11 protein-coding genes and 1 rRNA gene are annotated in these 10,775 nt (G+C 72.1%); 9 read left to right on the top strand and 3 right to left on the bottom strand.

The window, feature by feature from the left end; genetic code table 11:
- The 5 genes from rrf to ACFV18_RS15930 form a co-directional block, all read left to right on the top strand.
- Nucleotides 1-83: ribosomal RNA gene (rrf, locus tag ACFV18_RS15950) — 5S ribosomal RNA — on the top strand; the annotation flags it as partial.
- Nucleotides 84-201: 118 nt separating this feature from the next.
- Entirely contained in the window at nt 202-903 is a 702-nt protein-coding gene (locus ACFV18_RS15945) for a SigE family RNA polymerase sigma factor (RefSeq protein WP_380483461.1), read from the top strand.
- Between the two features lie 703 nt (nt 904-1,606).
- Nucleotides 1,607-2,011, top strand: a complete 405-nt coding sequence (locus ACFV18_RS15940) for a hypothetical protein (protein ID WP_380483459.1) — start codon at nt 1,607-1,609, stop codon at nt 2,009-2,011.
- 353 nt (nt 2,012-2,364) lie between these two features.
- Nucleotides 2,365-3,216 carry an ABC transporter ATP-binding protein gene (locus ACFV18_RS15935; RefSeq protein WP_380483479.1) on the top strand — a complete coding sequence of 284 codons (852 nt, stop codon included), beginning with the start codon at nt 2,365-2,367 and terminating at the stop codon, nt 3,214-3,216.
- An 8-nt stretch (nt 3,217-3,224) separates the two neighbouring features.
- Nucleotides 3,225-3,890: an ABC transporter ATP-binding protein gene (locus ACFV18_RS15930; RefSeq protein WP_380483477.1), complete on the top strand. Its 666-nt coding sequence runs from the start codon at nt 3,225-3,227 to the stop codon at nt 3,888-3,890.
- A 12-nt stretch (nt 3,891-3,902) separates the two neighbouring features.
- Here ACFV18_RS15930 and ACFV18_RS15925 read toward each other — a convergent pair whose 3' ends face one another.
- A complete protein-coding gene (locus tag ACFV18_RS15925) occupies nt 3,903-4,730 on the bottom strand; it encodes a patatin-like phospholipase family protein (protein ID WP_380483457.1) in 828 nt (275 codons plus the stop codon).
- Between the two features lie 128 nt (nt 4,731-4,858).
- Here ACFV18_RS15925 and ACFV18_RS15920 point away from each other — a divergent pair, with 128 nt between their 5' ends.
- From ACFV18_RS15920 to ACFV18_RS15905, 4 genes are read left to right on the top strand one after another with little or no spacing between them, the layout of a single operon-like run.
- Entirely contained in the window at nt 4,859-7,420 is a 2,562-nt protein-coding gene (locus tag ACFV18_RS15920; protein WP_380483455.1) for an ATP-binding protein, read from the top strand.
- Nucleotides 7,417-8,097, top strand: a complete 681-nt coding sequence (locus ACFV18_RS15915; RefSeq protein ID WP_380483453.1) for a response regulator — start codon at nt 7,417-7,419, stop codon at nt 8,095-8,097. The genes ACFV18_RS15920 and ACFV18_RS15915 overlap by 4 nt, the downstream gene beginning before the upstream one ends.
- Before the next feature lie 55 nt (nt 8,098-8,152).
- On the top strand, nt 8,153-8,563 hold the full coding sequence (locus ACFV18_RS15910) for an OB-fold nucleic acid binding domain-containing protein (RefSeq protein WP_073812423.1): 411 nt from the start codon (nt 8,153-8,155) through the stop codon (nt 8,561-8,563).
- Nucleotides 8,560-9,285 (top strand): DUF3159 domain-containing protein, encoded by a 726-nt coding sequence (locus ACFV18_RS15905; protein WP_380483451.1) that lies wholly within the window; start codon nt 8,560-8,562, stop codon nt 9,283-9,285. Before ACFV18_RS15910 ends, ACFV18_RS15905 begins: the two co-directional genes overlap by 4 nt.
- A gap of 49 nt (nt 9,286-9,334) precedes the next feature.
- Here the strand turns inward: ACFV18_RS15905 and ACFV18_RS15900 are convergent, their stop codons facing one another.
- Both ACFV18_RS15900 and ACFV18_RS15895 read right to left on the bottom strand, forming a co-directional pair.
- Nucleotides 9,335-9,991 (bottom strand): potassium channel family protein, encoded by a 657-nt coding sequence (locus ACFV18_RS15900; protein WP_380483449.1) that lies wholly within the window; start codon nt 9,989-9,991, stop codon nt 9,335-9,337.
- Entirely contained in the window at nt 9,991-10,659 is a 669-nt protein-coding gene (locus tag ACFV18_RS15895; protein ID WP_380483447.1) for a potassium channel family protein, read from the bottom strand. Before ACFV18_RS15895 ends, ACFV18_RS15900 begins: the two co-directional genes overlap by 1 nt.
- Nucleotides 10,660-10,775: the final 116 nt, after the last annotated feature.

Here is a 10,775-nt window from a genome sequence, read left to right as displayed (position 1 = left end):
ACATTCCGAACCCGGAAGCTAAGCCTCACAGCGCCGATGGTACTGCAGGGGGGACCCTGTGGGAGAGTAGGACGCCGCCGAACAATTCTTCTGGAAAGGGCTCCAGCCGAAAGGCTGGGGCCCTTTCTGCATTTCGGGGGGATTCCCGAAGACCGCATGGCCTGTTGCCGGGTGATTCGGTGCACGGCACACTGTGGCGTCATGGTCGTGGAGCAGGGCGAGGGGGCCGGTGGCAGAGCCGGCCGGGGCGGCGACGACTTTCGGGTGTTCTACGAGGCCGCGTACGGTCAGCTGGTGGCGCACTTGTATGCGCTGACGGGCGATCTGGGTGAGGCGCAGGACGCCGCCCAGGAGGCGTTCGTCCGGGCGTGGAACCACTGGGGGCGGCTGGTGTCGCACGAGAATCCGGTGGCGTGGGTGCGGCTGACGGGGCAGCGGATCGCGATCAGTCGGTGGCGGCGGGCGCGGACGGCGTTGCAGAGCTGGATTCGGCACGGGGACGCGAATCTGCCGGTTCCGGGGCCTGGGCCGGAGACCGTGGCGCTGGTGGAGGCGTTGCGGCAGTTGCCGGAGGCGCAGCGGTCGGCGTTGGTGTGGCATCACATGGGGGGTCGTTCGGTGGCGGAGATTGCCGCGGACGAGGGGGTGCCGGTGGGGACGGTCAAAGCGCGGTTGCATCGGGGGCGGCAGGCGTTGGCGGCGTTGTTGGGGGAAGAGCCGGCGGCGGTCGTGGAGGAGCCGACGGTCGCGCCGCTGCGATCGGCTCCGGCGCCTGCCACGGGTGAACGGGCAGCAGGGGAAGCGGAGTTGACGGGCGGCGGCGGTGGCGGGGAGCCGGTGCAGGTGACGGAAACTCAGGGGACTCAGGTGCGGGTGGCGGAAGACTGCGGTTCGCATGTCTAGGCCCGAGGCGGAGACGGCGAGGGCCACGGGGGTTGTGGGGGCGGAGGACCGTCCGGCGATCGGGGCGGCTCGGCTGGAGACCATGTTCGACGGGCTGAGGCGGGAGGTGGTGCTTGCCGTGCCCGTGCCGCCGAGTGCGGAGGTGGTGCGTCGTGGGGTGAGGCGGCGTCGGCGTCGGGTGGGAGCGATGGCAGGGGCGGGGGTGCTGGGCGTCGCGGTGCTGTGGTCCGCGGCGGCGATGGTGCCCGGGCCGGTGGGGCACGGGGTGGCGGCGCATCCGGTGCCTCCGACGGCTGCGGCGCCTGCCCCGAAGGTCGAAGTGCCGTTGCCGGAGCCGCAGTTGCCGTTGCTTCCGTCGCCGAACTGGGTGCTGGAGTGGGCATCGCTGGAGTCGGCCGACCCGATGGCGCGGGCGCTGGTGCTGGACGTGTCGAGGCTGCCGAGCGTGTTGGGCGGGTACGGCCCGTGGACGGCGCTGCCGGCTGTGGACCCGGCGGCAGCCGGTCCGTCCGGGGGCGCGTCCCCGAGTGGTCCGACCACGCCCGGTCCCACCACGAGCGCCGATCCGACCGCCACCAACAGCGCCTCCCCGAGCAGAAGCCCATCAGGCAGTTCATCAAGCAGTCCATCAGGCAGTTCATCAGACAGCCCGTCAAGCAGCCCGTCGCGATCGCCCGGTCCGGACGCGTTCGCGGACGGGTGCGTGCCGCGGTTGGTCGGTACGTCGGGCGCCGAGCAGTTGTGGGGGCAGCGGTATGTGGATGCCGGCCACCCGGAGGCGTCGGCGCAGCAGATCGTGATGCGGTTCGGTTCGCCGCTGGAGGCGGAGCACCAGGCGTCCCGGCTGTTGGTGGGCGGGGAGTGCGTGAGCTCGGGGGCGGGCTGGGCGGTGGAGCAGCAGGTCGGTGCGGTGGTGGCGTTGGGTGTGCGGCAGCCGGTGGCGTACGCGGAGGAGGTGGCGGTGCACATCAGCGGGACGATGGTGGCGGTGTTGACGGTGCGTCGCGGTGGGCGGGGGGTGGTGCCGGCGGCGGGGTTGTCGGATCCGTTCCGGGAGTCGGCGCTGGAGTTCCTGCGGTTGCGCGCGCCCGGGCCGGGGGAGGGCTGAGGCCCGCGTCGGAGCTCAATCAGGCGGTGCCCGAAGGGTTTTGAAGAAAGTCCGCGCACCGGTGCAACCGGTCCGCTCCGGGCCGCGTTGGTGTGGTGAGGCCGCTGCCGATCGGGGTGGTGGCCCGCGGGGGTACGCCCGGTTGGGCGGTCGGGGCAGAACAGGGGACTGCGCCCCGGCTGTCCGGCCGGGTGTCGGCCCGGAGCGCAGGCCGTGGTGAGCCGCGGGTTCGACGGTCGGAGGGGAACGCGGTGGGGGCTGAGGCGGTGGGGGTGCCGGTCGTGGCGGAGCCCGAAGGGCTGGCGGAGCTGCGCAGGCGCGCGGCCGCGGCGGGGCCGCCGTCGGCCGAGGGCATGGTGGTGTGCGAGAACCTGGTGCGGATCCACCGTTCCGAGGGCGTCGAGGTGCAGGCCCTGCAGAAGCTCGATCTGACGGTCGAGGACGGCGAGTTGATCGCGGTGGTGGGCGCGTCGGGTTCGGGGAAGTCGACGTTGCTGGGGATCCTCGCGGGGCTGGACGTGCCGACGGCGGGCAGTGCCCGGGTGGCGGGGAACGATCTGCTGGCGATGGACAAGAGGGAGCGGTTGGCGTTCCGGCGCCGCACGGTGGGGTTCGTCTGGCAGCAGACGGCGCGGAATCTGCTGCCGTATCTGACGGCGGTGGAGAACGTGATGCTGCCGATGGGGTACGCGGGGGTGCCGCGGCGCGAGCGGCAGCGGCTGGCGGCGGACCTGTTGGGGATGTTGGGGATCGGGCATCTGGCGGGGCGTCGGCCGGCGGAGATGTCGGGTGGTGAGCAGCAGCGGGTGGCGATCGCGGTGGCGAACGCGAACTCGCCGGCGCTGCTGCTGGCGGACGAGCCGACGGGTGAGCTGGACAGTGCGACCAGCGAGGAGATTTTCGCGGCGCTGCGGTCGGTGAACGAGGAGTTGGGGGTGACGGTGCTGATCGTCACTCACGATCGGATGGTGGCGCAGGAGGTGCGGCGTACTGTGCGGATCCGCAACGGTCGGACATCGACGGAGGTGCTGCGTCCGGAGCGGGGTGAGCCTGGGGTGGAGTACGCGGTGCTGGACCGGGTGGGCCGGTTGCAGTTGCCGCAGGATTTCACGGAGGCGTTGGGGCTGAGCCGTCGGGTGCGGCTGGCGTTGGAGGAGGACCACATCAGGGTGTGGCGCGCGGAGGGTTCGGAGGTACGCGGGTGAGTGGCGCGATGGTGGTCGTGGAGGACGTGCACCGGACGTTCGGTGCGGGCGACCGGGCGGTGCATGCGGTGCGCGGGGTGTCGTTCACGGTGAGGGCCGGGGAGTTGACGGCGCTGCGGGGCCGGTCGGGGTCGGGGAAGACGACGCTGTTGAACCTGGTGGGTGGTCTGGACACGCCGTCGGCGGGGCGGATCAGCATCGCGGGGATGGACCTGTCGGGTCTGGACGAGTCGGGCCGGTTGGCGCTGCGTCGGGACCGGATCGGTTTCGTGTTCCAGTCGTTCGGGCTGATCTCGGTGCTGACGGCGGCGGAGAACGTCGGGGTGCCGATGCGGTTGCGCCGGGTGGCGGTGAAGGAGCGCGAGGAGCGGGTGCGGACGCTGCTGGCGCTGGTGGGTCTGGCGGACCACGCGGCGCAGCGGCCGACGGAGCTGTCGGGTGGTCAGCAGCAGCGGGTGGCGGTGGCACGGGCGTTGGCGAACGAGCCGGCGCTGTTGATCGCGGACGAGCCGACGGGGCAGCTGGATTCGGACACCGGTCTGGCGATCATGGAGCTGCTGCGGGCGGTGGTGCGCAGCGAGGGCGTGACGGCGCTGGTGGCGACGCACGACCCGCAGCTCATGGACCTGGCGGACCGGGTGCTGGAGCTGCGGGACGGCAAGATCGTCGAATAGCCGCCGGGAACCTCAGGTCCAGAGCTTGCGGACCTGGTCGGCGACCTGCCGGGCCTGGGCCCGGCCGGCTTCGGCGGCGGGTGCGCGGACGGTGGTGTCGAGTGGGTTGACGCCGAAGGAGGCGAGCGCGTCCTCGTCGGGGGTGATGGCGAGGGCGGTGCCGCCGGCCCGGAGGGTCTCCAGTTCGACGGGGAGGTTGGGGTCGGGCATCGGGGCGATGACCAGGACGGTCTGCTGGCCGGTCATCAGGTCGGCGTTGGTGCAGGTGCGGATGCCGCCGTCCATGTAGCGGTGGCCGTCGATTTCGACAGTGGGCCAGATGCCGGGGATGGCGCAGCTGGCGGCGACGGCGTCGACCAGGGGAACGCCGCTGTGGCGGTCGAAGGTGCGGGGTTCGCCGGTGTCGGCGTCGACGGCGGTGAGGGTGAGCGGCCGGCTGGGCCAGTCGTGGACGGGGAGGCGGTCGGCGATGACGGCGCGCCGGTCGGCGGCGGGGACGGTGTCGGTGTCCAGGGCGAGGCGGCCGATGCGGCGGCGCAGTTCGGCGGGGTCGGTGATTTCGGCCTGCAGCACGGCGAGGGCTTCGAGGAGCGTGCCGAGGGTTTCGAGGGGCGGGACGATCTCGTGGTTCTGCCGCGCGGGGTCGGTCTGTCGCAGGTGGAGTTCGGCGAGCGGTAAGCCGGAGGCGAGTTGGCCGGCGACGGTGGCACCGGCGGAGGTGCCGAGGATGTGGTCGGCGGTGCCGGGGAGGTCGAGGCCGGCTTCGGCGAGGCCGTGGAGCAGTCCGGTGGTCCAGGAGATGCCAGCGAGTCCGCCGCCGCCGAGTACGAGTCCGCGCATGGTGGTTTCCTTCGGGTCGATCTTTCCGTTCGACATTTTGGCGCAACGACCGTCAAGAAATTGACAATTCTTCAGTCAAACCACTCTGATCAGCGGATATTCAGATTGCAGGGCTTAACCTCAAGGGCATGGTGCACACAGGCCGCGGCCGGCTGCGGATCTACCTCGGGGCGGCCCCGGGTGTCGGCAAGACGTACGCCATGCTCGCCGAGGCGCACCGGCGCCTGGGGCGCGGCGCGGACGTGGTGATCGGCTTCGTGGAGACCCACGGACGGGTGCACACCGCCGAACTGCTGGACGGACTGGAGACCGTCCCGCGCCGCACCCTGACCCACCGCGGCGCCGAGTTCACCGAGCTCGACCTGGACGCGGTGCTGGCCCGCGACCCGGCGGTGGTGCTGGTCGACGAGCTCGCCCACACCAATGTCCCCGGCTCGCGGTACACCAAGCGCTGGCAGGACGTCGAGGAGCTGCTGGCGGCCGGGATCGACGTCATCTCCACCGTCAACATCCAGCACCTGGAGTCGCTCGGCGACGTGGTCGAGGGCATCACGGGCATCCGCCAGCGGGAGACCGTCCCGGACGAGGTGGTGCGGCGCGCCGACCAGATCGAGCTGGTCGACATGGCACCGCAGGCACTGCGCCGCCGCCTGGCGCACGGCAACGTGTACGCGCCGGAGAAGGTGGACGCGGCGCTCGCCCACTACTTCCGGCTCGGCAACCTGACGGCGCTGCGCGAACTGGCGCTGCTGTGGACGGCGGACCGGGTCGACGAGTACCTGCAGCGGTACCGGGCCGAGCAGGGCATCCAGGGCACCTGGCAGGCCCGGGAGCGGATCGTGGTCGGCCTGACCGGCGGCCCGGAGGGCGCCACCCTGATCCGCCGAGCCGCCAGGATCGCGGCCCGGGCCAGCGCCGGCGAACTGCTGGCGGTGCACATCTCGCGCTCCGACGGACTGTCGGGGTCCTCGCCGCAGACGCTGATCGAGCAGCGCGCGCTGGTGGAGAGCCTCGGCGGCAGCTTCCACTCGGTGCTCGGCGACGACCCGGCGGCCGGGCTGCTGGACTTCGCGCGCGGCGTCAACGCCACCCAGATCGTGATCGGCACCAGCCGCCGCAAGGTCTGGCAGTACATCTACGGGCCGGGCGTCGGCCTCACGGTGACCCGGGACTCCGGCGACATCGACGTCCACATGGTCAACCACGAGCACGCGGCACGCGGCCGGGGCCGGATCCCGATCCGCAAGGTCACCGACCTGGGCCGGACCCGGACGATCGCGGGCTGGCTGATCGGCGTGGCCGGGCCGCCGCTGCTGGCGCTGGTGCTGAGCCGGTTCCACGGGCAGGGACTCTCCACCGACATGCTGCTGTTCCTGTCGCTGACGGTGTGCGCGGCGCTGGTCGGCGGGCTGTACCCGGCGATCGCCTCGGCACTGGTCGGATCGACGGCGCTCAACTACTACTTCGCGCCCCCCATTCACACCTTCACCATCGCCGAGCCGCAGAACATCCTGGCGGTGGCGATCTTCACCACGGTCGGCATCGCGGTCGCCACCGTGGTCGACCTGGCCGCCCGGCGCAGCCACCAGGCGGCCCGCGCCCAGGCCGAGGCACAGACCCTGTCCGCGCTGGCCGGCACCGTGCTGCGCGGCGCCCCCACCGGCGAGGGGGTACTGACGGCGCTGCTGGAACAGGTCCGGGAGACCTTCCAGCAGGACGCCGTGGCGCTGGTCGAACGTGCCGACCCGCACTCCGCCTGGCACGCCGCCGCCTCGGTCGGCCCGCGCCCGCCGGCCGGGCCCGAGCAGGCGGACGTGGACGTGCCGGTCGGTGAACGCCTCGCCCTGGTGCTGCGCGGCCGGGTGCTGCCCGCCGCGGACCGGCGGATGCTCGGCGCGTTCGCCAACCAGGCCGCCGTCCTGCTGGAGCGCCGCCGACTGGCCGGCGAGGCCGCCGCCGCCCGCCGCGAGGCCGAGGGCAACCGGATCCGCACCGCGCTGCTCGCCGCCGTCTCGCACGACCTGCGCACCCCGCTGGCCGGGATCAAGGCCGCCGTCACCTCGCTGCGCGCCGAGGACGTCGAATGGGACCCGGAGGACGAGGCCGAACTGCTGGCCGGCATCGAGTCCGGCGCGGACCGCCTCGACCACCTGATCAACAACCTGCTCGACATGAGCCGCCTGCAGACCGGCACCGTCACCCCGCTGGTGCAGCCCACCGATTTGGACGAGGTGGTGCCGTTCGCGCTCGGCGGCGTCCCGCCGGGCAGCGTCCGGCTGGACGTGGCGGAGTCGCTGCCGATGGTGCGCGCCGACGCCGGGCTGCTGGAGCGGGTGCTGGCCAACCTGGTGGAGAACGCCGTCAAGTACGGCCCGTCCGGCAGCCCGGTGCTGGTCAAGGCGGACCTGCTGCCGCGCGACGGCCGGGTCGAGCTGCGCGTCGTCGACCGCGGCCCGGGCGTCCCGGAGGAGGCCCGGGAACGGATCTTCGCCCCGTTCCAGCGCTACGGCGACGCCCCGCGCGGCACCGGGGTCGGCCTCGGCCTGGCGGTGGCGCGCGGCTTCACCGAGGCGATGGGCGGCTCCGTCATCGCCGAGGACACTCCCGGCGGCGGGCTGACCATGGTGGTCTCGCTGCCCGCCGTCGATCTGCACGACCATCCTGACAACGGAAAGGCCGGTCCCGCATGACCCGGGTCCTCGTGGTGGACGACGAACCCCAGATCGTCCGCGCCCTGGTGATCAACCTCAAGGCCCGCAAGTACGAGGTCGATTCCGCGCACGACGGCGCGAGCGCCCTGGAACTGGCCGCCGCCCGCCACCCCGACGTGGTGGTGCTCGACCTCGGCCTGCCCGACATGGACGGCGTCGAGGTGATCCGCGGCCTGCGTGGCTGGACCCGGGTGCCGATCATCGTGCTGTCCGCCCGGCACGCCTCCGACGAGAAGGTCGAGGCGCTGGACGCCGGCGCCGACGACTACGTCACCAAGCCGTTCGGCATGGACGAGCTGCTGGCCCGGATGCGGGCCGCGGTGCGCCGTGCCGAGCCGGTCACCGCCGAGGGCGAGCCGGTGGTCGCCACCGAGTCGTTCACCGTCGACCTGGCCGCCAAGAAGGTCAACCGTCAGGGCGCCGACGTCCGGCTCACCCCCACCGAGTGGCACCTGCTGGAGGTGCTGGTGCGCAACTCCGGGCGGCTGGTCAGCCAGACCCAGCTGCTGCAGGAGGTGTGGGGCCCGGCCTACCGCAAGGAGACCAACTACCTGCGGGTCTACCTGGCACAGCTGCGCCGCAAGCTGGAGGCCGACCCGTCGCACCCCCGGCACTTCATCACCGAACCGGGCATGGGCTACCGCTTCGAGCCGTGACCGGGCCCACCTGTGGCTCTGCCATCGGGCAGGGGTGAACCGGTACCCTTCCGGCATGAGTGGTGACAACATCGGCGACCAGCCGCAGGGCCGTTTCCGCCGCATGCTGAGTCGGCTGACGTCCTCCTCGGAGGAGTTGGCCGCCCAGGAACTGCGGCAGGACACCGCCGAGGCGGGCTGCACCCCGATCGCCGCCTGCGGCGACCGTGAGATCGTCACCGTGGCCGGAACGCTGCGGACCGTCACGCTGCGCCCCCGCGCGGGTGTGCCCGCGCTGGAGGCCGAGCTGTTCGACGGCACGGAGGCGCTGGACGTGGTGTGGCTGGGCCGTCGCTCGATCGTGGGAATCGAGCCGGGCCGCCGACTGATCGCCAGCGGCCGGATCGGCCACGCACGCGGGCGCCGCGTGCTCTTCAACCCCCGCTACGAGCTGCGTCCGGTCGGACACGGGAGCGAGTCCGCGTGAGCAACGAGGCCGAGGCGGTCCGGGTGACCACCCACGACCCGCAGGGCGACGAGCAGGGCAGCGTGCATGAGCGGGACGCTTCCAAGGAGGCGGCCGAGACGGTGCTGAAGGCGTTCGGCGGGATCCGCGGCATGGTCGACATGACGCTGCCCGGCCTGGTGTTCATCATCGCCTTCAACATCACCCACAAGGTGCCGGTGGCCGCCTGGTCGGCGCTGGCCCTGTGCGCGGTGTTCGTGGTGGTCCGGCTGGCCCGCCGGGAGACCATCCAGCACGCCTTCTCCGGCGTGTTCGGCGTGGCGATCGGCGCCTGGATCTCGATGAAGACCGGCAAGGCCGAGGACTTCTACCTGCCGGGCCTGCTGTGGAACGTCGGCTACTGCGTGGCGCTGGCGGTCTCCGCGCTGGTGCGCTGGCCGATGATCGGACTGATGCTGGGCCCGATCACCGGCGAGATGTTCACCTGGCGCAAGCAGAACCCGGGCCGGCTGGCCGCCTACACCCGGGCGACCTGGGCCTGGGTGCTGATCATGGGCCTGAAGCCGGCGATCCTGTTCCCGCTGTACTTCACCCACAACGTCAACCTGCTGGGCTGGCTGAAGGTCGCCCTCGGCATTCCGCCGATGCTGCTGGCGATGTACGTGACCTGGCAGATCCTGCTGAAGGCGCCGCCGCCGATCAAGGCCGAGCTGCCCGAGGACGAAGAGGAACCCCGGAAGTGAGCGAAGGGCCCGCGCGATGCGCGGGCCCTTCGCCGTACGGCGGGACGGATCAGCCGGCGAGCAGCGTCTCCAGCTCCTCCTCGCGCTCCTGGGCGGCGACGAACAGCAGCTCGTCACCGGCCTCCAGGGTGTCGCTGCCACCGGGGACCAGCACCCGGCCGCCCCGGATGATGGTGACCAGCGCGGTGTCCACCGGCCAGGCCACGTCCGAGACCCGCGTCCCGACCAGGCCGGCGTCGGCGGCCAGGGTGAGCTCGACCAGGTTGGCGTTGCCCTGCGAGAAGCGCATCAGCCGGACCAGGTCGCCGACGCTGACGGCCTCCTCGACCAGCGCCGACATCAGGCGCGGGGTGGAGACGGCGACGTCCACGCCCCAGGACTCGTTGTACAGCCACTCGTTCTTCGGGTTGTTCACCCGGGCGACCACCCGGGGCACCCCGTACTCGGTCTTGGCGAGCAGCGAGACGACCAGGTTGACCTTGTCGTCACCGGTGGCGGCGATCACCACGTGGCAGCGCTGCAGGGCGGCCTCGTCCAGCGAGGTGATCTCGCAGGCGTCGGCGAGCAGCCACTCCGCCAGCGGGACCCGCTCCACCGAGATGGAGTTCGGGTTCTTGTCGATCAGCAGGACCTCGTGGCCGTTCTCCAGCAGCTCTCCGGCGATGGAACGGCCGACGGCACCGGCTCCGGCGATTGCGACGCGCATCAGTGACCAGCCTCCTCGGGGCCCTTGGCGAAGGCCGCCTCGACCGCGGTCAGTTCGTTGCGGCGCAGCATCACGTGCACCAGGTCGCCTTCCTGCACCACCATCTGCGGGGTGGGCAGCACGCCCTCGCCGACCCGGGTGACGAACGCCACCCGGACACCGGCGGAGGCCTCCAGCTCGGACAGGCGGTGGCCTATCCAGGCGGGGGCGAACGCCACCTCGGCGAGCTGCACGGCGCCCGACGGGTCCTGCCAGACCGGCTCGGCGCCGCTGGGCAGCAGCCGGCGCAGCATCTGGTCGGCCGTCCAGCGGACGGTCGCGACGGTCGGGATGCCCAGGCGCTGGTAGACCTCGGCGCGGCGCGGGTCGTAGATGCGGGCCGCGACGTGCTCGACGCCGAAGTTCTCGCGGGCCACCCGGGCCGCGATGATGTTCGAGTTGTCACCGCTGGAGACGGCGGCGAAGGCGCCCGCCTCCTCGATGCCGGCTTCCCTCAGGGTGTCCTGGTCGAAGCCGACGCCGGTGACCCGGCGGCCGTTGAAGCCCGCGCCGAGCCGACGGAAGGCGGTCGGGTCCTGGTCGATCACCGCGACCGAGTGGCCTTGTTTCTCAAGCGTTCTGGCGAGGGCGGAGCCCACGCGCCCGCAACCCATGATGACGATGTGCACGCGACTACCTCACCCGATCCGTTGGGGTCATGACCTGCGTAAACACCGCTCATCGTCCTTCCGTGCCCCCGATTGAGGGGGCCAATTGTCGGCCGCGCCTGTGATCCGACGCGAGG

Origin of the sequence: Kitasatospora sp. NPDC059673, assembly GCF_042734215.1 — a bacterium.
In the GTDB taxonomy this organism is placed as follows: Bacteria; Actinomycetota; Actinomycetes; order Streptomycetales; family Streptomycetaceae; genus Kitasatospora.
The sequence above is the reverse complement of the archived record's forward strand: the minus strand, read 5'-3'. Positions and strand labels throughout refer to the sequence as shown.

What these genes read in the sequence shown, in the direction of transcription:
- ACFV18_RS15945 (WP_380483461.1), top strand. Translation starts at nt 202, where the DNA reads ATGGTCGTGGAGCAGGGCGAGGGGGCCGGTGGCAGAGCCGGCCGGGGC.
- ACFV18_RS15935 (WP_380483479.1), top strand. Translation starts at nt 2,365, where the DNA reads ATGGTGGTGTGCGAGAACCTGGTGCGGATCCACCGTTCCGAGGGCGTC.
- ACFV18_RS15930 (WP_380483477.1), top strand. Translation starts at nt 3,225, where the DNA reads ATGGTGGTCGTGGAGGACGTGCACCGGACGTTCGGTGCGGGCGACCGG.
- ACFV18_RS15925 (WP_380483457.1), bottom strand. Translation starts at nt 4,730, where the DNA reads ATGCGCGGACTCGTACTCGGCGGCGGCGGACTCGCTGGCATCTCCTGG.
- ACFV18_RS15920 (WP_380483455.1), top strand. Translation starts at nt 4,859, where the DNA reads ATGGTGCACACAGGCCGCGGCCGGCTGCGGATCTACCTCGGGGCGGCC.
- ACFV18_RS15915 (WP_380483453.1), top strand. Translation starts at nt 7,417, where the DNA reads ATGACCCGGGTCCTCGTGGTGGACGACGAACCCCAGATCGTCCGCGCC.
- ACFV18_RS15910 (WP_073812423.1), top strand. Translation starts at nt 8,153, where the DNA reads ATGAGTGGTGACAACATCGGCGACCAGCCGCAGGGCCGTTTCCGCCGC.
- ACFV18_RS15900 (WP_380483449.1), bottom strand. Translation starts at nt 9,991, where the DNA reads ATGCGCGTCGCAATCGCCGGAGCCGGTGCCGTCGGCCGTTCCATCGCC.